The 23,470-nt window shown below is 63.3% G+C and carries 22 protein-coding genes; 4 read left to right on the top strand and 18 right to left on the bottom strand.

Annotated elements, in window-relative coordinates; translation table 11 throughout:
• Positions 1-278 precede the first annotated feature (278 nt).
• The 4 genes from ACPS74_RS12385 to ACPS74_RS12370 all read right to left on the bottom strand — a co-directional run bounded on the left by ACPS74_RS12385 (position 279) and on the right by ACPS74_RS12370 (position 2,826).
• The gene (locus tag ACPS74_RS12385; protein ID WP_029648411.1) at positions 279-722 is read right to left on the bottom strand and encodes a response regulator; all 444 of its coding nucleotides are present in this window, start codon (positions 720-722) and stop codon (positions 279-281) included.
• A gap of 141 nt (positions 723-863) precedes the next feature.
• A complete protein-coding gene (gene fixJ, locus ACPS74_RS12380; RefSeq protein ID WP_029648412.1) occupies positions 864-1,484 on the bottom strand; it encodes a response regulator FixJ in 621 nt (206 codons plus the stop codon).
• Positions 1,481-2,224, bottom strand: a complete 744-nt coding sequence (locus ACPS74_RS12375; protein WP_425622376.1) for a sensor histidine kinase — start codon at positions 2,222-2,224, stop codon at positions 1,481-1,483. The genes fixJ and ACPS74_RS12375 overlap by 4 nt, the downstream gene beginning before the upstream one ends.
• A gap of 227 nt (positions 2,225-2,451) precedes the next feature.
• Positions 2,452-2,826 (bottom strand): hypothetical protein, encoded by a 375-nt coding sequence (locus ACPS74_RS12370; protein ID WP_239755177.1) that lies wholly within the window; start codon positions 2,824-2,826, stop codon positions 2,452-2,454.
• Positions 2,827-3,372: 546 nt separating this feature from the next.
• Here ACPS74_RS12370 and ACPS74_RS12365 point away from each other — a divergent pair.
• Together ACPS74_RS12365 and ACPS74_RS12360 are read left to right on the top strand one after the other, a co-directional pair.
• Positions 3,373-3,666, top strand: coding sequence for a general stress protein (locus tag ACPS74_RS12365; protein WP_029648415.1), 294 nt, complete (start codon positions 3,373-3,375; stop codon positions 3,664-3,666).
• Between the two features lie 150 nt (positions 3,667-3,816).
• Entirely contained in the window at positions 3,817-4,956 is a 1,140-nt protein-coding gene (locus ACPS74_RS12360; protein WP_239755178.1) for an MFS transporter, read from the top strand.
• A gap of 147 nt (positions 4,957-5,103) precedes the next feature.
• Here ACPS74_RS12360 and hemA read toward each other — a convergent pair whose 3' ends face one another.
• From hemA to bchF, 14 genes are all read right to left on the bottom strand, one after another.
• Positions 5,104-6,402 carry a 5-aminolevulinate synthase gene (hemA, locus tag ACPS74_RS12355; RefSeq protein ID WP_029648417.1) on the bottom strand — a complete coding sequence of 433 codons (1,299 nt, stop codon included), beginning with the start codon at positions 6,400-6,402 and terminating at the stop codon, positions 5,104-5,106.
• Between the two features lie 64 nt (positions 6,403-6,466).
• Entirely contained in the window at positions 6,467-7,306 is an 840-nt protein-coding gene (gene puhE / locus ACPS74_RS12350) for a putative photosynthetic complex assembly protein PuhE (RefSeq protein WP_029648419.1), read from the bottom strand.
• A 10-nt stretch (positions 7,307-7,316) separates the two neighbouring features.
• Positions 7,317-8,378, bottom strand: a complete 1,062-nt coding sequence (gene acsF, locus ACPS74_RS12345; RefSeq protein ID WP_029648420.1) for a magnesium-protoporphyrin IX monomethyl ester (oxidative) cyclase — start codon at positions 8,376-8,378, stop codon at positions 7,317-7,319.
• Positions 8,375-8,680: a hypothetical protein gene (locus ACPS74_RS12340; protein WP_029648421.1), complete on the bottom strand. Its 306-nt coding sequence runs from the start codon at positions 8,678-8,680 to the stop codon at positions 8,375-8,377. Before ACPS74_RS12340 ends, acsF begins: the two co-directional genes overlap by 4 nt.
• Positions 8,677-9,162, bottom strand: a complete 486-nt coding sequence (puhC, locus tag ACPS74_RS12335; protein ID WP_029648422.1) for a photosynthetic complex assembly protein PuhC — start codon at positions 9,160-9,162, stop codon at positions 8,677-8,679. The genes ACPS74_RS12340 and puhC overlap by 4 nt, the downstream gene beginning before the upstream one ends.
• Positions 9,163-9,183: 21 nt before the next feature.
• Positions 9,184-9,852: a photosynthetic complex putative assembly protein PuhB gene (gene puhB, locus ACPS74_RS12330; protein WP_051381670.1), complete on the bottom strand. Its 669-nt coding sequence runs from the start codon at positions 9,850-9,852 to the stop codon at positions 9,184-9,186.
• On the bottom strand, positions 9,849-10,616 hold the full coding sequence (puhA, locus tag ACPS74_RS12325; RefSeq protein WP_029648425.1) for a photosynthetic reaction center subunit H: 768 nt from the start codon (positions 10,614-10,616) through the stop codon (positions 9,849-9,851). Before puhA ends, puhB begins: the two co-directional genes overlap by 4 nt.
• A complete protein-coding gene (locus ACPS74_RS12320; protein WP_029648427.1) occupies positions 10,613-12,055 on the bottom strand; it encodes an MFS transporter in 1,443 nt (480 codons plus the stop codon). The genes puhA and ACPS74_RS12320 overlap by 4 nt, the downstream gene beginning before the upstream one ends.
• Positions 12,052-12,753 carry a magnesium protoporphyrin IX methyltransferase gene (gene bchM, locus ACPS74_RS12315; RefSeq protein WP_029648428.1) on the bottom strand — a complete coding sequence of 234 codons (702 nt, stop codon included), beginning with the start codon at positions 12,751-12,753 and terminating at the stop codon, positions 12,052-12,054. The genes ACPS74_RS12320 and bchM overlap by 4 nt, the downstream gene beginning before the upstream one ends.
• Positions 12,753-13,634: a ferredoxin:protochlorophyllide reductase (ATP-dependent) iron-sulfur ATP-binding protein gene (bchL, locus tag ACPS74_RS12310; RefSeq protein ID WP_029648429.1), complete on the bottom strand. Its 882-nt coding sequence runs from the start codon at positions 13,632-13,634 to the stop codon at positions 12,753-12,755. Before bchL ends, bchM begins: the two co-directional genes overlap by 1 nt.
• Complete coding sequence (locus tag ACPS74_RS12305) at positions 13,631-17,365, bottom strand: magnesium chelatase subunit H (protein ID WP_029648430.1); 3,735 nt, start codon at positions 17,363-17,365, stop codon at positions 13,631-13,633. The genes bchL and ACPS74_RS12305 overlap by 4 nt, the downstream gene beginning before the upstream one ends.
• Positions 17,337-18,866: a ferredoxin:protochlorophyllide reductase (ATP-dependent) subunit B gene (gene bchB, locus ACPS74_RS12300; protein ID WP_029648431.1), complete on the bottom strand. Its 1,530-nt coding sequence runs from the start codon at positions 18,864-18,866 to the stop codon at positions 17,337-17,339. The genes ACPS74_RS12305 and bchB overlap by 29 nt, the downstream gene beginning before the upstream one ends.
• A 3-nt stretch (positions 18,867-18,869) precedes the next feature.
• Complete coding sequence (locus tag ACPS74_RS12295) at positions 18,870-20,159, bottom strand: ferredoxin:protochlorophyllide reductase (ATP-dependent) subunit N (RefSeq protein ID WP_029648432.1); 1,290 nt, start codon at positions 20,157-20,159, stop codon at positions 18,870-18,872.
• Positions 20,156-20,662: a 2-vinyl bacteriochlorophyllide hydratase gene (gene bchF, locus ACPS74_RS12290; RefSeq protein WP_029648433.1), complete on the bottom strand. Its 507-nt coding sequence runs from the start codon at positions 20,660-20,662 to the stop codon at positions 20,156-20,158. Before bchF ends, ACPS74_RS12295 begins: the two co-directional genes overlap by 4 nt.
• 421 nt (positions 20,663-21,083) lie before the next feature.
• On the opposite strand from bchF, the gene ppsR reads away from it, so the two are divergent.
• Complete coding sequence (gene ppsR / locus ACPS74_RS12285; RefSeq protein WP_029648434.1) at positions 21,084-22,526, top strand: transcriptional regulator PpsR; 1,443 nt, start codon at positions 21,084-21,086, stop codon at positions 22,524-22,526.
• Between the two features lie 67 nt (positions 22,527-22,593).
• Positions 22,594-23,460: a chlorophyll synthase ChlG gene (chlG, locus tag ACPS74_RS12280; RefSeq protein ID WP_029648435.1), complete on the top strand. Its 867-nt coding sequence runs from the start codon at positions 22,594-22,596 to the stop codon at positions 23,458-23,460.
• Positions 23,461-23,470: the final 10 nt, after the last annotated feature.

The raw sequence follows: 23,470 nt of genomic DNA, 5'->3' as shown, positions 1-23,470 counted from the left end.
GTAAGCGTAACGCGCTTCGCGCAAGACGTATCCGCGGACGCTTGCGCAGCCGCGCCAGGGAGCTCAGTCGTCACGATGTTCCCCGCCAGGAATGTCAGGACAGGCGCGCCGCCGCAGCGTTCTTTCTAACGCCAGCGGTTATGAAAAATCTAGCTGAGGCGCGGCATTAACGGATCTCGCTGCGGCTGGCGGCTCCCTTAGCTATCTGCCGGGAGCGCGCCGCCGCCCGAAAGGGTGAGAGCGCCGAGGCGGCGCTCCATGCGTGCGCCGATATGTCGCTAAATCTGCTGTGATTCGTCCCCACACGCGGCGAGGATTTCTTCCAAAATCTCGATATCGGCCGGCTTGACCAGATGGCGGTCGAACCCCGCCTCGCGGCTGCGCTTCTTGTCAAGATCCTGCCCCCAGCCGGAGAGCGCAATAAGCTGCGCCTGCTGACCGGCCGGCGCGCTGCGGATGCGACGCGCGGCTTCATAGCCGTTCATCTCGGGCATGCCGAGGTCTAGGAACACGATCTTCGGCTGGAAAGCGGACACGAGCGAGACGCCCACCGCTCCGCTATAGGCCGTTCTCACGTCGCATCCCAACACGTCCAGCAGCATCGCCATGCTGTCGGCGACGTCCCTATCATCGTCGATGACGAGAACACGCCGCGCCGAGGGCGTCGTTACAGAGAACGCCTTCGGTTGGACAGCATCTGCCGGGGAGATTGGCGCTCGCATGACCAATTCGCTCCTCTTGCGCTCGGCGGCTTCCCTTCAATACTTAGCGCGCGCATTTTGGCAAGGCATCCTCAACGCACCCAATTTGCCTGCGACGCATGATCGACGACACGCAGTTTTGGCGAATGACGCTTTGCGACGTCACGCGCCGAAGCTCATATTCCGACCGTTGAGAACCATTCGGACCAACTCCGCGAGGTTCTTGACGCGCATTTTCGCCATGACATTGGCGCGATGCGCTTCCACTGTGCGCACGCTGATGCCGAGATCATGGGCAATGACCTTATTCGAGCGGCCTTCCGCGAGCCTTTCGAGAATTTCGCGCTCCCGCTTGGTCAATGACTTAAATCTTTCTAAGATCTGCCGCTCTTCCGCATATCGCGACTGCACGGCGTCGTGCTTGGATAGCGCGCGCTTGACGGCTGCGAAGAGCGCATCGTCATCGAACGGCTTCTCGAGAAAATCGACAGCGCCGCGCTTCATGGCCTCGACCGCCAGAGGCACGTCGCCATGACCGGTGATGATAATAATCGGCAGATGAAGATTGCGGTTCTTCATCTCGAAGATCAGGTCGAGTCCGCTCACCTCCGGCATGCGAACATCGGCAATGACGCACCCGGCGCTCTCCGGCCGGATGGACGAAAGCATAGCTGGCGCCGACGGAAAACTCGACACGGCGAACCCTTCAGATTCGAGTAGAAGCTGAAGGGCGTCGCGCACCGCCGCATCGTCGTCCACGACAAATACCGTTCCCGAGTTCATCCGCTAAATTCTCGCGCTCGCAACGGAAGATCACAGGAGAATATAGCGCCGCCTTCGGGATTGACCTTAGCCCACAGCCGGCCATCGTGCGCTTCGACGATTGCGCGGGAAATCGACAGCCCAATGCCCATTCCCTCTTTCCGCATTGCAAAAAGATCGAGCGGATCGGCGTTTTCCCGGCCGCCAGGTCCGCAGCCGGTGTCTTGAACTTCAACGCGTATGGCCTTTGCAGCTTGCGTCTGTGTGGAAATCACCAGCTCGCGTCGCGGCAAATCCTGCATCGCTTCAATGGCGTTTCGAATAAGATTCGCCAGAACATGTCTGATCTGGACGCGGTCGGCGACGATGCAATCGTCGTCTTTCGTTAAACGCTTGCTGATCGAGACGCCGGCCTCGGCGGCCTCCGCATCGAAGAGGGAAAGCGTCTCCTCAATCAGCGAATTAACGCTAACGAGCGTCTTGTCTGGCTCGCCCTGCGCAACAAGCTCGCTCAGACTGCGGACGACCTGCCCGGCGCGCATGATCTGCGTGACCGCCTTGTCGAGCGCTCCAACGATTGGCGCGACCGACTCCTTCGGAAGCCCTCCTGTGAGGCGCTGCGCCGCCCTGAGATAGGCGCTCGCCGCTGCCAGCGGTTGATTGATATTGTGGGCGAGAGTCCCAGCCAGTCCGCTAATGGCTCTCAGGCGTTCGAGCTCTCTACGACTAACGCCGAATACATTGGGACCAGCATCATCCACAGCAGCGACCCTATTGGCCTGATTCAACCGAAACTTCCGTCGCGCTCGCCGCCATACGCCGCATGTTCGGCAAACGCGAACTCCGGCTTAGATCGCCGTAAGCGTATCAGCGCCCCGCTCCGGTCGCCATTCTTTTTCCGGCGCGTCCGCTCACCAGTTAGAGTTCGCTGTTCTGAATTGAGCAGCAAGACGCGCCCGGATCTTTGGATGGGAGCTCACGCCAGAGGTTATTTGTCCCTCTGAGCGCGGACTGTAGGCTGAGTTTGCCTCGCGCGGTTCGCCGCCAAAAAGAGCGTCCGCCGCGTCGATTGATTCCCATACAAGCCTTTAAACGCTCGGTTCCGCCGCACCAGGGCCTCGAATTGCGGACGGTCCCGCATGAAAATACGCAGGACGACGAACACGTCGGTCGCAAGCGACTGAGCGCCGATATCCACAAGTCCCTGTATATCCAATACGATCATCTCGAATACGAACCACTCGCCCTTTTGCAGGTTCAGGAGGTAGCTCGCAAGCAGCTGTTTCTGCTTCAATGAAACCGTCGCAACCCCTTCGTGCGGTCCGAAACTCGACTGCTCCCTACGCCGCGACACAGACAACATTGCACGCTCCCGTCGTGTTTTCGTGCTCTGCTCAAGGCGCTGTTGCCGCTCTTGCGGCGGCATTTACTTGGAGAGATCGACACCTGCGGCATAAGAGCATGCTCGCGCGCAAGGCAAAATTGGTAGACTTACGTAAGAGGAATATTCAGTCAGCCAGTTTGGTGTATTCAGGGTATAGACGCATTGGCGCATCGAACAAAAGCAAGAGAACAGAGCGCACGTGGGACGGGAAAGATTCTGTTACGCAGTATCAGGCCGATCAGAGCGAACGCTTAACGAAGTCTTACCGCCAAAGGCAGTTCTTAACTCTGGGGCTGAGACCCCAGGCCTCACGAAACGGGCTGGAGCGCCGATCGACTCTGATCGTGCGAAAAGTGCAATTTCTACGTAAGATTACGAGCTTGGCAGCCGCTTAGTCTCAGCAAATATGAACATCGCTCAGCCTTTCGAAAAGGTAAGCCGGCGCCGTTGCTTGGCGCTGTTGAGCGGCTTCTGCAGCTTCGGTTGTTGCGGAGGCGTCTTCGACGCAGAATTGGAGCGCGACTGATGGATACGGTAACGGCGGCCACCAAGTCCCGGAGGGGTTTCGCGTCGATGACGCCGGAGCGGCAACGTGAAATTGCGCGCAAGGGCGGCAAGAGCGTGCCGGGCGAACAGCGCAGTTTCGCCAAAAATCCCGAGCTTGCGTCGTCGGCGGGACGCAAAGGCGGGCTTGCCGTCAACGCGGCAAAGCGCAGTTTTTCTGTGGATCGCCAGCTCGCGTCGCAAGCTGGCAAAAAAGGGGGCCATGCGTCGCGCAACACGCGCACAGAGGATGACGTCATTTCCGGAGGCGCGTGAAAAATCGTCGCGCCGGCGCCACTGCTCGCGCCTGACGCGCACTTCGCGCCGCAGCGAGGACTGGCGATCGCGGCGCTGATTGTCGCCGGAGAATCGGTTTTTCTGCTGCCTTTCGTATTGCCTCGCGTATTCCGGCCCACGCTCCTTGAGGTGTTCGGCGTCACTAATCTCGAACTCGGCGCCGCCTATTCGGTTTATGGCGTGGTTGCAATGGCCGCGTATTTGTTCGGCGGCCCGCTCGCCGACAGATATCCCGCACGCACAATGTTGACTGTCGCATTGACGTCCACCGCCCTCGGCGGCCTCGTGATGATGGCGGTTCCCTCCCCATCGACGCTGGCGATCTTATACGGGTATTGGGGAATCACCACGATCGCGCTGTTCTGGGCGCCGTTGATTCGCGCCACGCGTGAGTGGGGCCTCAACTTTTCGCAAAGTCGCGCATTTGGATTGCTCGAGGGCGGCAGAGGCGCGCTGGCGGCCGTCATGGCGTCGATCATGGTGGTCCTGTTCGCCGCGCTGCTGCCAGAGGACAGCGACACGGCCAGTTTCGCGATGCGCACAGAATCATTGCGATGGATCATCCTGCTGATGTCCGCGATGACCTGCGGAGCCGCCTTGCTCATCTGGCTGGCGCTGCCGGAGCGTAAAACGCCGGCGCAAGCAACGGCGTCGTTAAGCGACATCGCCCGCGTGTTCGCGATGCCGTCAGTCTGGCTGCAGGCTGCGGTCATCCTGTGCGCTTATGTGGGCTATAAGGCGATCGACGACTTTTCTCTGTACGCCAATCAGGTCATTGGTCTGAATCAGGTAGAGGCGGCGCGGGCCGGCGTCGCATCGCTCTGGATACGACCATTTGCCGCCATTGGCGCTGGCTACCTGGCTGAGCGGCTTGGCGCGCCGTTCATGATCATCGGCTGTTTCGTGCTTCTCGCAGCGGGGAGCTCCGTGCTGGCCTCCGGCGCGATTGGCGCGGGCATGGTATGGACGTTTGTTTTGACGATCATCTTCACCAGCATCGGCATCTTCGCGCTGCGCGGCCTGTATTTCGCGATCATGCAAGATGGCAACATTCCTATGGAGCACACGGGAAGCGCGGTTGGCTTGCTATCGGTGATCGGCTACGCGCCGGATATTTTTATGGGGCCGCTCATGGGCTATCTGCTCGACCGGTGGCCCGGGGCCGCCGGGCACAATTACGTGTTCTCGGTCGTCACCCTATTCGCGATGTTCGGACTGATCGCCAGCTACATTTTCGCCCAACGCGCCCAACTTCAGACCGGCCCGTGAGCCGCTCAAGCGCCCGAAGCGCGCATGACTGCCGCGCGGAGCTGTTCGGCTAAACGCTCGTCCTCTGTACGAACATCGCCAACATGTTCGTCGCCGTAACCCAGCTCTATGGTTGCGGCGCCGTCAGCCATAAACGTCGGCTCTTGCTTACTCGGCCGCCCGTTTCATCTCCGGATAGGTGCAGTGCGCCTCGGCGGCTTGGCGCGCGCGCAGCGGTATGACTTTAGCCTCGACGAACGGCAATCTGAGTGACGACCAGACGTCGACCAGCGCCTCAACGAGTTCGGCGACATGCGCCTCATTGTGGCGCGGCGTCGGCGTGATTCGCAGGCGCTCCGTGCCCAGCGCAACGGTAGGATAATTGATGGGCTGAATGTAAATCGAATGGCGGCGCAGCAGCAGATCGCTCGCTTCCTTGCAGCGCGCCGCATCGCCCACCATCACCGGCACGATGTGCGATTTGTTGTCCATCACCGGCAGGCCGGCGGCGCGCAAGGCATGTTTCGTCAACATCGCCATGTGCTGATGACGCGCGCGTTCTTCTCCCGAATGTTTGAGATGGCGCACCGCGGCGCGGGCGCAGGCCGCAACCATCGGCGGCAGCGTGGTGGTGAAGATGAATTGCGGCGCGTAACTGCGCACCGCATCGACGATCGCCGGGCTCGCGGCGATATAGCCGCCGAGCGCGCCAAAGCCCTTGGCGAGCGTGCCCTCGATGATGTCGATGCGGTCTTCGACGCCTTCGCGTTGACAGATGCCGCCGCCGCGCGCGCCATACATGCCGACCGCGTGCACTTCATCGACATAGGTGAGCGCATTGTACTTTTCAGCCAGCGCGACGATCTCCGCGACCGGCGCAATGTCGCCGTCCATCGAATAGAGGCTTTCGAAAACGATCAGCTTGGCCCGCTCCTTGCCGGCCGCCTTAAGCAATTCCTCGAGATGGCCGACGTCATTATGACGCCAGATCTGTTTTTCGCATCCCGACCGCCGAACGCCTTCGATCATCGAATTGTGATTGAGCGCGTCGGAAAGGATGAGACAATTCGGCAGCAGCGACGCGATCGTCGAAATGCCGGCGAGATTGGAAATCCAGCCCGATGTGAAGACGAGCGCCGCGGGTTTGCCGTGCAGATCAGAGAGCTCCGCCTCAAGCTCGACGATCGGATTGTGGGTGCCGGAGATGTTGCGCGTGCCCCCCGCCCCGGCGCCGTGGCGGTCTAGAGCGTCTCGCGCCGCGTCGACCACGGCGCGGTGGCCGCCCATCCCCAGGTAATCGTTGGAGCACCAGATCGTGACTTCGCGCGGCGCATGCTCTTCGCCCTCGGGACGCCACAACGCAGTGGGAAAGCGAACGGCGTCGCGTTCGAGATTGGCGAAAACCCGGTAGCGCTTCTCCATCTTCAACCGCGCAATCGCCGATTGAAAATGCTGGTCATACGTCAAAGCCATCGGATTCATGTGACTCTCCATCGGCGTAAACTTCCCTAGACGCGCCATTCTGCGGGCGCTAAACCTCACTGACGCGCGAGCGGCGCAGAGGCGCCTCGATCGTGACGATACGAAGCGAGTCGTATTCATTCGCTTCGTCCGGACAACCTTCTTTGACGCCCCAGGACCAGAGCGCATTGGCGCGCAGCGGCGCGACCAGAAACCAATGCTCTGCGACGGCGAGCGCCATGAGCGTCGCGAGAATTGTAAAGCCGACAAGCTCGAACGCCGTCGTCGCCACGAGCGCTTTTTGCGCGATCAGCACGGTGACGATGGTCGAGGCGCTAACCGAAAGCGGGAAAAACAGGTTCATCGGCCTGCGCGTCATGAAGGTCGCCAGATAGCGCAAATGCTCTGGCAGCAGCTCTTCGCTGAGGTTTGGCGCGCCGAAATAGAGATTGAGCTTGGCGCTCGTATGCATCCACCAAAGGATGAGGAAGGTCCACGCGCCAATCTGATTGGGCTGATTGCGAGTCAGCGCGACGAGCGCGACTGCGCACAGGATGATTGCGATTTCGTGATAGAGGCTCGTGCGCACCGCCTCGACGAACCGGGGCCAGCCGCGCAAATGTGGCGGACAGGCCGTTTTTCGCGGACCCGTGATGAAGCCCATGTAGTAACTCACGAGCTGCCAGGCCCACGCGGTCAGTCCGCAAACGAACGCGTAGTAGGCGGAGGAGGCCGTCGTTTCGCTGCGCGTCGCGACGATGCCCCATAGCGCCAGCGCGAACAGGGCGGTCGCGCCCGCCATGCTCCACATGAATGTGCGGCGAGAAAGGCCGTCGAGATAGAGCAGCACGCCGGTGCTCCCCCACCAGAGCAGGAGCGTTGCGACGATCGGCGGTGCATAGTCGGACATACGGCGCTCCTCACCACACCGGCGCAAGACGAATTTGCGCCGGCAGCGCGTTGGATTTCGCGGGCAGAAAATAGAGCCGCGCGAAGGTCGCGGCCGCCGCTGCGGTCAGCGCCGCCTGCTTGGCCCGGGCGACGACGCCCTTCTGCTTCTTTGCCGTGGCGATCGCGCGTTCGATCGCCACAAGACGGTCGAGGCCGGGTTTGAGCAGCGGATGATCGAGATCGAGCGTAATCGGGAACACCTGGCGAGAGATCTCGGTCGTGAGGCGCAACACCTTGAAGTCGTAGTCGTCAGGATGCATGCCGATCGCCGCGTGGAACGCGGGGCGGCAATGATCGCGCACATACATGGTTGCGAAGACGGCAAGCAGGAAGAATTTGATCCAGTAAACATTGAGGCCCGAGACGAGCTTCGGATTGGCGCGCATCAGCAATGCGAAGGCCTCGCCGTGACGGAACTCGTCGTTGCACCACTTCTCGAACCACTTGAAGATCGGATGGAAGCGGCGCTCGGGATGGCGCTCGAGCTGGCGGAAGATGGTGATATAGCGGGCGTAGCCGATTTTCTCGGACAGGTAGGTCGCGTAAAAAATAAACTTCGGCTTGAAAAACGTATATTTCTTCGTCTTCGTCAAGAAACTCAGATCGATGCCGATGCCGAAATCCTTCAGCGTATCATTGATAAATCCAGCATGGCGCGCCTCGTCGCGGCTCATGAAGCCGAAGAGGTCCTTCATGTCCTGATTGTGGGCGCGCTTTTTCATCTCGGCATAGAGCACGCAGCCGGAAAACTCCGCGGTGATCGAGCTGATGAGAAAGTCACGGAACTCCTTGTCGAGTTCTTCCGAATAGACGAAGGCGGCGTCAAACTCCTCGGTGCGCTGGAAATGCTTATTGTTGGGGTCGGCGCGCATCTCCTCCATCAGCGCATCCCACTCCTTGCGCACAGGAGAGACGTCCGTCTTGTCAAGCTCCGCGAAATCCGTGGTGTAGAAGCGCGGGCTCAGAAGGGTGTTTTCCTGGGCGACGCGGGTCGCTTCGATCGAGACGTTGTGGCGCAACGGGGCGTTCATAGCGCGCTCCTGTTCGTGAAGCTGACGTCGTAAAGTTCGGTGAGCTCGAAATTGCCAAGAAAGCGCGCCCACAGCCGTTCGATGAGGCCGGCGCGAATGATCGTCGCGCGGCGCTCGACCGTGACGCGATAGCCGAAGGGCGCATCAACTGGCGCATTTTGCACAAACACGCGATCGCCCGGCCTTATGTCGAAATCGCCTTCGATCTCGACATGAGCGAAGAGGCTTTCCGCCGTATGGCCGATTTCGACCCTACAGGGCGCTTCGAACGTCTGGCGGGTGATGGGGAGCAACCAGTTCATGGCTCGCGCCTCCTTTCCGAAAAGAGCTGCGCGAAGGCGCGCGCATTGTCCGGTCCAAAGGCGTCAAGATTGACGCGTCGCCCGGTCGCCGAATCTTCGAGCGAAACCGTGCCGTCGCTCCAACGCGTCAAAGCAAAGGGCGTCGATGCGTCGAGGCCCGATCGGCGCCGCTCACGCGCGAGCCCGCGCAACGTCGATCGAATGAAGCCGTAGGCGCCCGGCTGCACGACATAAAACAGCGCGCCGTCGCGAGCGTCGCGCACGGCCACCGAGCCATCATTGCGATCTTCGAAGAGCAATGCGAGACTCTCGACCGCATTCTTCAACGGCATATGCACCGCGCCGACGCCAGTGAATCTGGTCAAACCCGTCGCAAGCAGAGCAAACAGGATGAGAACGCCGGCGCCGCGTAGGATCGGGCGCGGCACGCCGTCTTGTGCGCTCGAAAGCTCTTGACTCTTGCCGATAGACGCCTGGCTCATGATCGAAGCCCTTCCCATCCGTCACGCTGCGACTGCATCGCCCGCCGGCATGCCTGCCTTTTGCGACGAAGCGGATGCGACTGCGTCGTCTTCGCCAATCACGAACATGTCGCCACGTTCGGCCGCGGCCGCGACAAGCGCGCGCCCCAAGATGTCGCCGACATGTCTTGCATCGGCGAGGCCGCGCAGCGCGGGCTCTGGATGCGCGAAGCGGAACGGCCGCGCGAAGGGCCAAAGATGCAGGTAGCCGATTCGCTTGTCGGGTGAGAGCGTCAGCATGACATCGCCCGAACCGTTGCTTTCGATGCGCAAGCCCGCGGCTCTAATCTGCGAGAACGGCAGATTGTAAAAGACCTGTAAGGCGACCCCGATCTTCATCACGACGCGGCGCGAGGTGATAATGAAGAGCGCCGTGCGGGCCGAGGCCCAGGCGAGCACGGCAAGCAGCGCCAGCGCGCCAAGACCGATCGCCAGGGTGCGCGCGCCCGCCAGCGCGGCGGACCCCGCCCCAGATTCAACCGCAGCATCGAAGACGTTCCACGCGGTCAGCGCCGCGAAGTAGCCGGCGACAATGTCGCCTCGGTAGGCGCGGCGGAAGAGACTCGTCCACTGAGGACGGCCGTGCCACAGGATGCGCTCTCCTTGTGGAACGTCTTCCGGCAAGAGCTTCTCGAGATTGATGGCCTTCACAGCAGCGGCTCCACTCTTGCGGGCGTCGCGTAGAGCGTGCCCGCGCCATAATAGGCGGCGATCTTTTCTTCCTCGAGCAGCGTCACCTGATCGGGATTGCGTGTCCTTGGAACGTTGGCGAACTGATCGCCAAGGATCGCTTCGACATGGATCTGTCGCCTCGCGCCGTCGACTTTGGCGAAGGGCACGGGCAGAAGCACGTCGCCTCGACCCTCGCTCAGCGTGACTTCATAGAAGCGTATAAAATCTTCCGCGCGATCAACCCAGGCGTCCTTGATGACGCCGGCGATGCGTCGATCCGCGGCGACGACCTCCATGCCAATGGGATTGGGATCTTCGCTCGACACCGCAAAATTTGTGGCGACGCGCAATGGCGCGATGAGATCGCGGCCGTCGTGCATTTTCTCCGGCACATCGACGCGCAGCGCATAGGCGCCCGGTCCCACTTCCGCGAGCATGGGATCGCCGTTCGGGGTCAGCGGCGCGCCAGGCCAGACGGCCACTTTCGTGGCGTTCGGCGTTCGTGGATCTGGTTTAAAACCCGGCGCTTGAATTTTTGCGCCGTCCCCCCGCAGGAAGGTCTTGGGCGTTGGGATCAGCAGGAAGCCGCGATCCCTCTGCGGACCAACCTCGGACTCCAGAGGATAGCCCTCGCGGCGATCCTCGCGGCGCAGATAGAAAACGAGGCCGGCGAAGAAGATGAAGAAGGCGTAAAGGACGACCTGCGCGACATCGATGTTGCTGGTGATGGCTCCGCGTATCATTGCATCACTCCGGAGTTGAAACTTGACGTGGGAACGAGATCGAAGTCCGTCGGCGCTTCGCCATCCTGCTCCTTAAAGCGGACCAAAGGTCCGATCGCGACGACCGTCGCGAGCAGCAGGAAGATTTCGATGACATAGACCATGGCGTAGCCGCTTGCGGGGCTCACAAGCGCCTCTCCCAGCGCGCCGCTGGCGGCAAGCATGGAGCCCGCGTCATTAATCACGCCGCTCGCCGCAATCGCGAGACCGGCCGAGGTCGCCTGCGCGGCGCCCCATGCGCCAAGCGCGAGCCCGCGATCTTCCGGCCGCGCCGTCTGCATGGAGGCGGTGAGCGTGCCATGCGCAAAAAGGCCACCCCCCAGTCCGATCAGCATGACGCCGATGCTGAACAGCGTCGAGGAGTCCGCCGGCGCCGCGAAGATCACCGCGAAGAAGGCGACGACGCCGACAACCGCGCCGACGCCGGCGACGCGGTGAGGGTCGGCGCCGCGCGTCAGCCAGCGCGCGGCGATGGCGAGTCCCACGCCGCTGCCGAGCGCCAGCATCGCGGTGAGCGCCGTTGTTGCGCTGACCGGCAAGTGCAGCACGCGCCCGCCATAGGGTTCGAGCAAGATGTCCTGCATGCTGAAGCCGGCGGTGCCGAGCGCGGTCGCGAACAGCCGCCGTCGCGCCCGGCCGGTGCTCGCGAAACGCTTCCAGGCTTCCGAGAAGTCGACGTTCTGCACGGGCGGGAGAGCGCCGCGCGCTTCTTGCTTCCACAGCGCCACGCAATTCAAGACCATCGTCACGACGGCGGCGCCCTGCACGACTTGAATGAGGCGGATGGCGCTGAAGTTCGCGAGCAGCGCGCCGAAAGCGAGCGCGCTTACCCCCATGCCGACGAGCAGCATGGCGCACAGCAGCGCAACGACGCGCGGCCGCGTATGCGTCGGCGCGAGATCGGTGGCGAGCGCGAGACCGACCGTTTGCACCGTGTGCAAACCTGCGCCGACGAGAAGAAACGCCAAGGCCGCCGCCGCCTGTCCGATGATGATCGGTCCCGTCGTATCGCCGGAGAGGATCAGCAGCGAGAACGGCATGATCGCGAGGCCGCCGAACTGCAGCATGGTGCCGAACCAGATGTACGGCACGCGCCGCCAGCCGAGCACCGAGCGATGCGTGTCCGAACGAAAGCCGATGAGCGCGCGCAATGGCGCAAAGAGCAGCGGCAGCGACAGCATTAGCGCGACAAGCCAGGAGGGCACGCCAAGTTCGACGATCATCACGCGGTTCAACGTGCCGATGAGCAACACCGCCGCCATGCCGACCGTCACCTGGAACAGCGAGAGCCGCAGCAGCCGCGGCATCGGCAGTTCGGCGGAACCTGCGTCGGCAAAGGGCAGAATCTGCGGACCGATGCGCATCAGGCCTTTGACCAGAACGGCGCTGGCGCGGTTCATGAGCGTCGCGCCTCCACAGCCTGCGAGATGTAGAAGCCGCTCACGATCTTCCCGCTTTGCGCGACGCGCCAATCGCCGAGCGCGTTCTGCGCCGCCATGTGGCGTTCGAGTGAAGAAAGCGCGATCGGCGCAATGGCCGGGGACCGATTGCCGCGCGGGAACAGCTGTCCGAGGGCGTGCATCGCCGCAAGAGCCGCAGTGCGCGGCGCGATGGTGAAGATCAGCTTGCCGTCGACGCGCGGCGCCAAAGCGGCGAGCGTTCGCGCGATATCGGCGCCCTCGTAATGGATCAGACTGTCCATGGCGACGACATGATCGAAACGCCCAAGGGCCGGATTCAGCATGTCGCCGACGGCGAAGGTCACGCGGCCCGAGCCGAAATCGCGCGGCGCGCGCTCTTGCGCCAGAGCGATCAGCGTCGGCGAAAGATCGACCGCGATGACCTCGGCGCCGCGACGCGCCGCCTCAATCGCCAGCGCGCCCGTGCCGCAACCGGCGTCGAGCAAACGCTGGCCACGAAGGTCCTGCGGCAGCCAGGACAACAGCCTGTTGCGCATGGCCTCACGGCCGGCGCGCACCGTGGCGCGAATGCGATTGACCGGCGCGTCGGAGGTCAGGCGCTTCCACGCCTCGACGGCGGTCCGATCGAAATAGGCCTCGAGTTCGCCGCGTCTTGCGACATAGCTTGGCGTCGTCATCAGTCGAACCCCAAAAATTCGAAAAGGTCGCGGTCCTTCATGGGCGCAGCGTCGAGCGGCGCGTAGCCGTTCCACAGCTCATCCGCGAGGCGCAGATATTCGTTCTGCACCGCCTCGAGTTCGGGCGATGGCTCCATCTCAAAGAGCGTCGATTTCTTGAGGCGGCTGCGGCGGATGACGTCGAGATCGGGGAAATGCGCGACGCGCCTGAGGCCCACCGCCTCATTGTAGCGGTCGATCTCATTGGTCGCGACGCTGCGATTCGCGATGACGCCGCCAAGCCGCACCTCGTAGTTCTTCGACTTCGCGCGGATGGCAGCGACGATGCGATTCATCGCGAAGATCGAGTCGAAGTCATTGGCCGTGACGATCAGCGCCCGGCCGGCATGCTGCAGCGGCGAGGCGAAGCCGCCGCAGACGACGTCACCGAGCACATCGAAGATCACGACGTCGGTATCTTCGAGGAGATGATGCTCCTTGAGGAGCTTCACCGTCTGGCCGACGACATAGCCGCCGCAGCCCGTGCCGGCCGGCGGCCCGCCGGCCTCGACGCACATCACGCCATTGTAGCCTTCGACGACAAAGTCCTCGACGCGCAATTCCTCGGAATGGAATTTCACGGATTCGAGCGCGTCGATCACCGTCGGCGCGAGGCGCTTGGTCAGCGTGAAGGTCGAATCATGCTTGGGATCGCAGCCGATCTGCAGCACGCGCTTGCCCAGTTTCGAAAAGGCGACGGAGAGATTCGACGACGTCGTGCTTTTGCCGATCCCGCCCTTGCCATAGATGGCGAAGACCTTCGCGGCGCCGATGCTGATCGCCGGATCCAGCTCGACCTGAAAGGAGTCGGTTTCGACCGGCTTGCGGATCGGAATGTTCATGCCGCGATCTCCTCGACGACGCCTTCGAGCCTGTCTTCGAGCTCTTCGCTCGCCTGCTGCAGCGCCGCCAGCGTTTCCTCGTTCGGCGTCCAGTATCGGCGCTGATGCGCCTCAATGAGACGGTTGGCGATTCGCGCCGAGGCGATCGGATTGAGCTGCGCCAGACGTCGCCGCATCTCGGCGTCGAGCACATAGGTCTCAGTCAGACGCTGATAGACCCATGGTTCGACTTGCCCGGTCGTCGCCGACCAGCCAAGTGTGTTCGTCACATGCGACTCGATGTGACGCACGCCTTCGTAGCCGTGCTTGAGCATGCTCTCATACCATTTGGGGTTGAGCGTGCGCGTTCTGGTCTCCAGCGACACCTGCTCGTTGAGCGTGCGCACCACGCCCTCGCCCCTGGTCTGGTCGCTGATATAGACGGGCGCGGCGACGCCCTTGGCGCGCTTCACCGAACGGCTGACGCCGCCCAGCGTGTCGAAGTAATGATCGATCGTGGTGACGCCGAGCTCGACCGAGTCGAGGTTCTGATAGGCGAAGTCGACGCCGGAAAGGACGCTCTGCAGCACCTCGTTGCGTCGCGTTGGCTGTCCGGAAACGCCATAGGCGAAGCCCTTGCGGCGCATATAGGCTTCGGCGAGCTGATCTTCGTCTTCCCAACAGCCGCCGTCGATCATTGTATTGACGTTTGCGCCATAGGCGCCGTCAGCGTTGCCGAAGACGCGGAGCGCCGCGGTTTCCATATCGCCGCCAAATTGGCCTATGAAAGCCAGCGCGTGTTTGCGAACGAAATTCTGTTCCACAGGCTCGTCGGCGGACGCCGCCAGCAAGCACGCCTGCGCCAGCAGTTTAATCTGAAGCGGCAGGAGATCGCGGAAGATCCCCGAGAGCGAAATCATCACGTCGATGCGCGGCCGGCCGAGTTTTTCCAGCGATAGAAGCGTCGCGCCGGCAAGCCGGCCGTAGCCATCGAACCGCGGCTCCGCGCCGATCAACGCCAGCGCCTGCGCGATCGGCCCGCCTTCCGTCTTGAGATTGTCGGTGCCCCACAGCACCAGGGCGATCGTTTCCGGCAGGTCGCCGACGTCGTTCATGTGGCGTTCGATGAGCCGCGCCGCCTGTCGTGCGCCATCCCGCACGGCGAAGACGCTCGGAATGTGGAACGGATCGAAGCCGTGTAGATTGCGGCCCGTCGGCAGCACGTCGGCCGTGCGCAAGACGTCGCCGCCTGGCACAGGCCGCACGAAGCGACCGTCCAGCGCATGGATCAGCGCCTTAAGTTCGTGATCCTGTGCGAGCGCAGCGTCTGCGCGCGCAAGCATGTGCAGCGTTTCGGCCGCCGCCTCATTGTCGGAGAGGCTTTCGGGCGAAGCACCTTGCGTCAGCGCCTCGATTGTCTCACGCTTGATCTGCCCGCCCGACGCCTCGGACATCGCCAGCAGCATGTCGATGCGCGCGTCCAGCGCCATGGGTTCGCCCACCACATGCAGGCCATGCGGGATGAGCGTGTATTCGAGTTCGAGAACGGCTCTCGCGAGTTTCGCAATCTGCTGTTCCGCCACGCCGCGCCATGCCGGCTCCGCCGCACAAAGGTCGAGCGCCGCCGCCTGGGCTTGAATGAGCTCGGCGAGTTCATTGCGCTCGCCCGTCTCGGCGGGGCTGACGCCGCGCCAGCGAGCGATCGAAGATTTCAATTCGCTCAGTCCGCGATAAAGCCCGGCGTTGGCGACCGGCGGCGTCAAATAGCTGACGAGCGTCGCGCCGGAACGGCGCTTGGCCAGCACGCCTTCGGACGGATTGTTGGAGGCGTAGAGATAGAAGTTCGGCAGATCGCCGATAAGCCGGTCGGGCCAACAGTCAGCGGAGAGGCCGGTCTGCTTGCCGGGCATGAATTCGAGCGCGCCATGCGTGCCGAAATGCAGCACGGCGTCGGCGCCAAAATCCTCGCGCACCCAGCGATAGAAGGCCGAGAAGGCGTGCGTCGGCGCAAAGCCTTTCTCGAACAGCAGCCGCATCGGATCGCCCTCATAGCCGAAGGCGGGCTGGACGCCGACGAAGACATTGCCGAAGCGCGCGCCGTAGATATGGATTGAGCCGCCGTCGCTCTGATGCCGCCCAGGCGCCGGACCCCATTGCGATTCGATGTCGCCGAGCCACGTCTCTCGGCGCACATGGTCGTCGGCGGCGACCCGCTCGTGGACGTTGGCCTGGGCGCCAAAACGCGCGGCGTTGCCTTCGATGACGGCTCTGCGCAGCGCCTCGACCGTCGCCGGCGGCTCAATCGCATAGCCGCTGCGCTTCATTTCCTGCAGCAGGAGATGAAGCGACTCAAAGACGGAGAGAAAGGCGGCGCTTCCCACCGCGCCGGCGTTCGGCGGAAAATTGAACAGCACGATCGCGACTTTTCGCGCCGCTCTCTCGGAGCGTCGGAGAAGTGCGAGCTTTTCGACCCGTGCGGCGAGCATCTCCGCTCGCTCGACGCAAACCTGCATGTCCCGCGCGCCGTCGCTTGCCGGGAAGACGCAGTTGCGAACGCAGGCCGCGCATAGGCCCGCGTCCTGCGGACGTCCGCCAAAGATCATCGGACCTGTCGAGCCATCGAGCTCCGGAATGGAGACCATGATGGTGGATTCGACCGGGAGCAGGCCGCGATCCGAGCCGCGCCATTCCGCCAGAGTCTGAAACTCAACCGGATGCGCCGCAATGTAGGGAACGTCGAGTTTGGCGAGAATTTCCTCGGCCGCTTTCGCGTCATTGTAGGCGGGGCCGCCGACGAGCGAAAATCCGACGAGCGAGACGAGCGCATCGATGATAGGCCTGCCGTCGCGCAAGAAGAAGTTCTCGATCGCCGGACGCGCGTCGAGTCCGGTGGCATACGCCGGAATGACTTTGAGTCCGCGCGCCTCCATCGCCGCGATGACGCCGTCATAGTGGCGCGCATTGTCCGCGAGCACATAGGAGCGCAACACGAGTAGACCGATCGTCGCTTTCGCGCCGCCGGCGGACTCGGGCAATTGATCGAGCCTTTCGCTCACCCTGCCCGGCAAGAGCGGGTGATAGAGGCCGACCTCCGGATATTCGATCGGCGCATGGGGATTCAGCGCGCCGCGCAACATGCGCCGCGGGCCGTCAGCGTAACGATCGATGAGCAAGCGGACCATATTGGCGATGTTCTCGTCGGAGCCTGCGAGCCAATATTGCAGCGTGAGGAAATAGGCGCGCACGTCCTGCGCCGTTCCTGGTATGAAACGCAGGATCTTGGGCAGACGCCGAAGCATTTTCATCTGTTTGGCGCCGGCGGCCTCCGACTTGCCCTTCTTTCCGCGCAAGCGTTTCAGAAGCGACATGAAGCCGGAAGTCGGCGCGCTCATGTCGAAGCGTCCCATGCGGGTCAGCTTCGCGACATCGCCCGCCGACATGATGCTGATCATGGCGTCGCAATGATCGCGGCGCGCCGCAAGCGCTGCAAGCAGAGGCGTGAAATGCTCTTCGAGGAAAAGCATGGCGTTGACGATAATGTCCGCCTCAGCGATCTCGGTGAGACAGGCGTCGAGCGCCTTGGGGCTGGCCGCGAACTCGGACGCCGCATGGACGCTGAGGGTAAGACCGGGGATTTCGCGCGAAAGCGCTCGGCGGGCGCGATCGGTCGCGGCGGCCACATGCGTGTCCATCGTCACGATGACGACTTTCACGGGCGTCGCCTCAGCGTGCGAAATGCGCTTTTGCGTCATAGAGCGTCTCGACGGTGATGGTCGCAAGGCCGCGCTCGGCGGCGAATTTTTCGGTGTTTCGGCGCGCTTTGCCGCGCACGAAGAAGGGGATCTTCTTGAGCTCCTTCTCGGCGTCGTCGGCCCAGGCGAGGACGATGTCGCTCACGACCGCCGCTGAAGTTGGTCGCCGAGGCTCCTGTTCCTCTCCGAGATGCGAGGGCGCGGCGCCGTCATGGAATTCGGCGTCGTCGCGAAACATCGTCAGAAGATGCTCCTCAAGCCCCATCATCAGCGGATGAACCCAGGAGTCGAAGATCACATTCGCGCCTTCGAACCCCATGTGCGGCGAATAGCGGGCGGGGAAATCCTGCACATGCACGGGCGCCGAGATCACCGCGCAGGGAAGGCCGAGCCGTTTGGCGATATGACGCTCCATCTGCGTCCCGAGCACGAGTTCGGGCTGCAGTTCGGAGACTTTCGCTTCGACGTCGAGATAGTCGTCGGTGACGAGCGCCTCGACCCCGTAGCGCGCGGCCGCCTCGCGAACGTCGCGCGCAAATTCGCGCGCATAAGTTCCAAGACCGACGACCTGGAATCCGAGTTCATCCTGCGCGATGCGCGCGGCGGCAATGGCGTGCGTCGCGTCGCCGAAGATGAAGACGCGCTTGCCGGTAAGATAGGTCGAGTCGACCGAGCGCGAATACCAAGGCAGGCGCGAGTCATTCGTCTCCAACGCCGGCGCTGGATCAATTTCGGCCATCCGGGCGACTTCCGCGATGAAGTCACGCGTCGCGCCGACGCCGATCGGAATGCTGCGGGTGAAGGGCTGGCCATGCGCACGCTCCAGCCATTGCGCGGCGGCGAGCCCGATTTCCGGATAGAGCAGCACATTGAAATCGGCGTCGCCGAGGCGCGTCAGATCCTTCGGACTGGCGCCAAGCGGCGCGACGACATTGACGTCGACGCCGAGCGTTGCGAGCAGTTTTGCGATCTCGCGCACGTCGTCGCGGCAACGAAAGCCCAGCGCCGTGGGACCAAGAATATTGCAGCTCTTGCGATCGCGTAATGGCCTGTCGCGGCGCGCGCCGGCCAGGCCGCGCACGAGACGATAGAAAGCCTCCGACGCGCCCCAGTTCTCCTTTTTCTGATAGGCGGGCAGTTCGAGCGGAATGACGGGACACGGCAGATCGAGCGCCTTGGCGAGACCGCCGGGGTCGTCCTGCAGCAGCTCCGCCGTGCAGGACGCCCCGACGATCATCGCCTGGGGGGAGAAACGCTCATAGGCCTCGCGCGCCGCGCTCTTGAACAATTCCGCCGTGTCGCCGCCGAGGTCGCGCGCCTGGAAAGTCGTATAGGTCACCGGAGGGCGCGTGTCGCGCCGTTCGATCATCGTGAAAAGAAGATCGGCATAGGTGTCGCCCTGCGGCGCATGCAGCACGTAATGCAAGCCGCGCATGGCCGCCGCGACCCGCATGGCGCCGACATGCGGCGGTCCTTCATAGGTCCAGAGCGTCAGCTGCATGGCCTAGACCTCGAGCCGGGCGCGGCGGTTGAGCGGCCGCGCGAAGAGTTCGGCGAGATCGCCGGCCTGGTCGTAACCCTGGATGGGCGAGAACAGGAGTTCGATCGACCATTTCGTCGCGAAGCCTTCCGCCTCCAGAGGATTGGCGAGGCCCAGGCCGCAGACGACAAGATCGGGACGCGCGGCGCGACAGCGATCGAGCTGCTTTTCAACGTGCTGGCCTTCGACGATCGGCGCGTCCTTCGGCAGCAGATCGAGCTCGGCGGCCATGTGACGGCGATGCAGATAGGGTGTGCCGATCTCGACGATCCGCATCGCCATTTCGCGCGCGAGAAAGCGCGCAAGCGCCGGCTCGAGCTGCGAGTCCGGGAAGAGGAAAACCCGCTTGCCGGCGAGCGCGTCGCGATAATGGGCGAGCGCCTCCTCCGCGCGCGCGCGCGCCGGCGACGTTACTGCGTCGAAACGCGCCTCGGAGACGCCGAAGGCTTTCGCCGCCGCGCGCAGCCAGAGCGTCACGCCTTCAGCGCCGAGCGGAAATGGCGCCTCGATCCAGCGGGCGCCCCGCTCCTGCAGCGCATGCGCCGTATCGGCGAGGAAAGGTTGGGCGAGAAGAAACGACGTGCTGGGGCCGACCGGCGGCAGGTCGGCGGCGTGGCGCATGGGGAGGAAGCGAACAGGCGCGACGCCCAGCACGTCGAAGAGGCGGGCGAACTGGTCCTCGACGATATCGGCCAGCGCGCCGACGACCAGCAGCGAATGTGAAGCATTTTCCGGCTCGGGCGGAAGCGTGGGCACGAGCGCGGCGAGACAGGCGTCTTCGCCCTGTGTGAACGTCGTCTCAATGCCGCTGCCCGAATAGCTCAGAATGCGCACGCGCGGCGCGTGCTGTCTCGACTGGCGCGCGGCCGCGCGCGACAGATCGATCTTGATCACTTCCGACGGGCAGGAGCCGACGAGAAACAGAAGCTTGATTTCGGGGCGTCGCGCCAGCAGCCGATCGACGACGGCGTCGAGTTCGTCGTCGATGTCGGCGACGCCGGCGAGATCTCGGTCCTCGAGAATGGCGGTGGCGAAGCGCGGTTCGGCGAAGATCATCACGCCCGCCGCCGACTGGATGAGATGCGCGCAGGTGCGCGAGCCGACGACGAGGAAGAACGCGTCCTGAATCTTGCGGTGCAGCCAGACGATGCCGGTCAATCCGCAGAACACTTCGCGCTGGCCGCGCTCCTGCATGACGGGCGCGGCGTCGCAGGCGCCTTTGGCGAGTCCCGAAAGTGGCGCGAGCGCATTCATAGCGCGCATTCCATTTCGGTTTTTTCGCGTGCAGGCTCCTGCAGGCGCGCGGCGCGCAGTTTGAGCAGGAACTGCGTGGCGTTGACGACATAGGCGGCGTAAGCGGCGAGCGCGAGGAACATGAGGCCGCGCGCATCGAGCCAGCCACAGGCGAGCGCGGCGAGATAAGCCGTGTGCAGCGCCAGCACCAGCATGCTGAACACATCTTCCCAGAAGAACGCCGGGGCGAAGAGATAGCGGCCGAAGACCTCTTTCTCCCAGATGGAGCCGGTGATCATGATGGCGTAGAGCGCCAGAGTCTTGACGACGACCGACGCCGTCGCGGCGGCTTCGCCTTCTCCGGTCGCGAGATAGCGCAGCACGAGAATCAAGCTGACGAGAAAGATGAAGAACTGCGCGGGCGCGAGCACGCCCTGGACGAGGGTCCAAACAGACGCGTCGCGGCGGCGGCGCTCCTCGGCCGTATACAGCGGTCTGGCAATTTGAGGCCGGTGATCGCTCATGCCCGCTTCCTCGCGCCGCATTGTTTTTGCGAGTGATTAGCCCCGTTTGCACGCGGCGCGCTTCACCCTTGGAGGAAGCTTAAGGCCGTTTGCCGGAAAGTGTCAACTAAAATTGACGTTATGTTTACATGACAAAACCGCCGTCCTGGTTTATGGTCCTTTGGAAGTAGGCGCCGGCGGGCGTCCCAGTTGGGTTCGGAAAAATTTTTATCGACGCGCGAGGATTGCGACGCGTCCCGGCCATTACAGCGAGACTCGGCCGGAAGGTCTTGAGCAATGCGCGCAATATCGCATGCGAGCGCCGGTGCGGCGTGGGGTGGCCGAGAGAGGCAGCCTTCTTGCTAAGCTTTGGGCGAGTTTGTAAGCATCAACGCACAGACCGCCTGTCGGAGAATCTGGTCGAAACCGAAAGAAACTCTTTGTGAGCGACGCGCCCTCCTCCGCGACCACGACGGGATTTCTAAGCGCCGACGCACGGCTCGGCGCGCTCGATGCACAAGGAATCGCCGGCCTTCTCGCCGCCGCCGCCGATTTGACGCTCATCGTTGACGCGAAAGGCGTCATCATCGACGCGGCGGCCAGCGCGGAATGCAATGCGCCCGTACGCGAATGGGTCGGTCGGCCGTGGATCGATACGGTGACAATCGAGAGCCGGCCGAAAATTGAAGCGCTGCTGCGCGACGCGCAAAAGGGGACGACGCCGCGCGGGCGGCAGGTCAACCATCCGGCGCCTTCGGGCCCAGACCTCCCGGTCCGCTACAGCGCCGTGCGGGCCGCGGCGGGCGGGGCCATCGTCGCGTTCGGCCGCGATCTTCGGCCGCTCGCCGTGCTGCAGCAGCGCGTCGCCGAGGCGCAGCAGGAGATGGAGCGCGAATATCACCGCATCCGCAACGCAGAGAAGCGCTATCGACTGCTGTTCCAGCTCTCCTCAGAGGCGATCTTAATCCTCGACGGCGCCGGCAGTCGGATCGCTGAGGCCAATCCCGCGGCGGTCGCGCTGGTCGGCAAAGCCGCCAAAAAAATCGTCGGCGCCCCTTTCGGCGATCTCTTCGACGAGGCGAGCCGCCGCGCCGCGCAGTCTTTTGTCACCGCGCTGCTCGTCGCGCCGCGCGTCGACAATGTCCACGCCCAGCTCGCCGAAAGCAGGGAATCGCTGCTGCTTTCTGGCGCACTGTTTCGGCAGGACGGCGACGCCAACATCATTGTCATACTGTCGCGGATGGGCGGCGCAACGGCGCTCTCGGGCGAAAAGACCGGCATGCTCACCGCGCTCGAGCGGATGCCGGACGCCTTTGCGTTGACCGACAGCAACCGGCGGATTCTTGCCGCCAATGCGGCTTTCGTGGATCTGGCGCAAGCGGGTTCGGAGGAACAGTTGCGCGGCGAACCGATCGAGCGTTGGATCGGCCGGCCCGGGGTCGACGCCGAGGTGCTCTTCGCCAATCTCCAGACGCATGGCATCGTGCGCCATTTCTCGACGCTCGCGCGCGGCCAATACGGCTCCTCGGAAGATGTCGAGATCTCCGCCGTCGACGTCGCCGAGGGCGCACGCCACTATCTTGGCTTTTGCATCCGCAGCGCCGGCTGGCGCGCCGGCCGCGAGCGGCTCGGCGGCCATGAGCTGCCGCGAACGGCCGAGCAGTTCGCCGATCTTGTCGGCCGCGTGCCGCTGAAGAATCTCGTGCGCGAAACCACCGATCTCATCGAACGATTGTGCATCGAAGCCGCGCTGGAGCTGACGCATGACAATCGCGCCTCGGCGGCTGAAATGCTCGGCCTCAGCCGCCAGGGTCTCTACACTAAGCTGCGCCGCTACGGGCTAGGCGACCTCGACGACGACGAAGTCGCGGGCGACGGCGAGTGACGCCACGTCCGCAGCCTTTGTGTAAATCTAGGTTGACATAAATTAGCGTCAAGCATAGCGTCGCATGATGCAGACGCCGAAACCTGCCGCCGTTCTCGAGCTTCTCAAGCCCATCACATGGTTCGCGCCGATGTGGGCCTTTGCTTGCGGCATCGTTTCGTCTGGAGTCTCGCCGCTCTCTCGCTGGTCCTTTGCGCTCGCCGGCGTGGTTCTCGCCGGACCGCTGGTTTGCGCCACGAGCCAGGCCGTGAATGACTGGTACGATCGTCACGTCGACGCCATCAACGAGCCGAACCGGCCAATTCCTTCCGGCCGCATTCCCGGCCGGTGGGGCTTTTACATCGCCTGCCTCTGGACCGTGTTGTCGCTCGCCGTGGCGGCGGCGCTCGGTCTCTGGGTGTTTGCCGCCGCGGTGCTCGGCCTCGTTCTCGCCTGGGTCTACAGCGCGCCGCCGCTGCGGCTGAAGCAGAATGGCTGGTGGGGCAATTCCGCCGTCGCGCTCTGTTACGAAGGCCTGCCCTGGTTCACCGGCGCCGCCGTCATGGCGGCCTCGCTTCCCGACTGGCGCATTATCGCGCTCGCCCTGCTCTACAGCTTTGGCGCGCATGGCATCATGACCCTGAACGACTTCAAGTCGGTCGACGGCGACCGCCGCATGGGCGTTCTGTCATTGCCGGTGCAGCTTGGCGTCGACGAAGCGGCCCGCTTCGCCTGTTACGTCATGGCGGCGCCGCAGTTCGTCGTCGTCGGACTGCTCGCCTATTGGGAGCGCCCTGTTTATGCGGCGATCGTCGCGGCGCTGCTCGCCGGACAATTCGCGCTGATGCGCAGACTTCTCGCACATCCGCGCGAACAGGCGCCCTTCTATAACGCCACGGGCACGACTCTTTACGTGCTTGGCATGCTGGTCAGCGCCTTCGCCATGCGTGGATAGGGGTACATCG

The organism is Methylocystis sp. SB2 (genome assembly GCF_049817085.1).
GTDB lineage: Bacteria > Pseudomonadota > Alphaproteobacteria > Rhizobiales > Beijerinckiaceae > Methylocystis > Methylocystis rosea.
The sequence above is the reverse complement of the archived record's forward strand: the minus strand, read 5'-3'. Positions and strand labels throughout refer to the sequence as shown.

Excerpts from the sequence above, each read along its gene's own strand:
- ACPS74_RS12305 (WP_029648430.1), bottom strand. The coding sequence starts at position 17,365 with ATGACGCAAAAGCGCATTTCGCACGCTGAGGCGACGCCCGTGAAAGTC.
- bchB (WP_029648431.1), bottom strand. The coding sequence starts at position 18,866 with ATGCAGCTGACGCTCTGGACCTATGAAGGACCGCCGCATGTCGGCGCC.
- bchM (WP_029648428.1), bottom strand. The coding sequence starts at position 12,753 with ATGACGACGCCAAGCTATGTCGCAAGACGCGGCGAACTCGAGGCCTAT.
- bchL (WP_029648429.1), bottom strand. The coding sequence starts at position 13,634 with ATGAACATTCCGATCCGCAAGCCGGTCGAAACCGACTCCTTTCAGGTC.
- fixJ (WP_029648412.1), bottom strand. The coding sequence starts at position 1,484 with ATGAACTCGGGAACGGTATTTGTCGTGGACGACGATGCGGCGGTGCGC.
- puhE (WP_029648419.1), bottom strand. The coding sequence starts at position 7,306 with ATGTCCGACTATGCACCGCCGATCGTCGCAACGCTCCTGCTCTGGTGG.
- ACPS74_RS12385 (WP_029648411.1), bottom strand. The coding sequence starts at position 722 with ATGCGAGCGCCAATCTCCCCGGCAGATGCTGTCCAACCGAAGGCGTTC.
- chlG (WP_029648435.1), top strand. The coding sequence starts at position 22,594 with ATGCAGACGCCGAAACCTGCCGCCGTTCTCGAGCTTCTCAAGCCCATC.
- ACPS74_RS12370 (WP_239755177.1), bottom strand. The coding sequence starts at position 2,826 with ATGTTGTCTGTGTCGCGGCGTAGGGAGCAGTCGAGTTTCGGACCGCAC.
- bchF (WP_029648433.1), bottom strand. The coding sequence starts at position 20,662 with ATGAGCGATCACCGGCCTCAAATTGCCAGACCGCTGTATACGGCCGAG.
- ACPS74_RS12365 (WP_029648415.1), top strand. The coding sequence starts at position 3,373 with ATGGATACGGTAACGGCGGCCACCAAGTCCCGGAGGGGTTTCGCGTCG.
- ACPS74_RS12320 (WP_029648427.1), bottom strand. The coding sequence starts at position 12,055 with ATGAACCGCGCCAGCGCCGTTCTGGTCAAAGGCCTGATGCGCATCGGT.
- ACPS74_RS12295 (WP_029648432.1), bottom strand. The coding sequence starts at position 20,159 with ATGAATGCGCTCGCGCCACTTTCGGGACTCGCCAAAGGCGCCTGCGAC.
- acsF (WP_029648420.1), bottom strand. The coding sequence starts at position 8,378 with ATGAACGCCCCGTTGCGCCACAACGTCTCGATCGAAGCGACCCGCGTC.
- ACPS74_RS12340 (WP_029648421.1), bottom strand. The coding sequence starts at position 8,680 with ATGAACTGGTTGCTCCCCATCACCCGCCAGACGTTCGAAGCGCCCTGT.
- puhC (WP_029648422.1), bottom strand. The coding sequence starts at position 9,162 with ATGAGCCAGGCGTCTATCGGCAAGAGTCAAGAGCTTTCGAGCGCACAA.
- puhA (WP_029648425.1), bottom strand. The coding sequence starts at position 10,616 with ATGATACGCGGAGCCATCACCAGCAACATCGATGTCGCGCAGGTCGTC.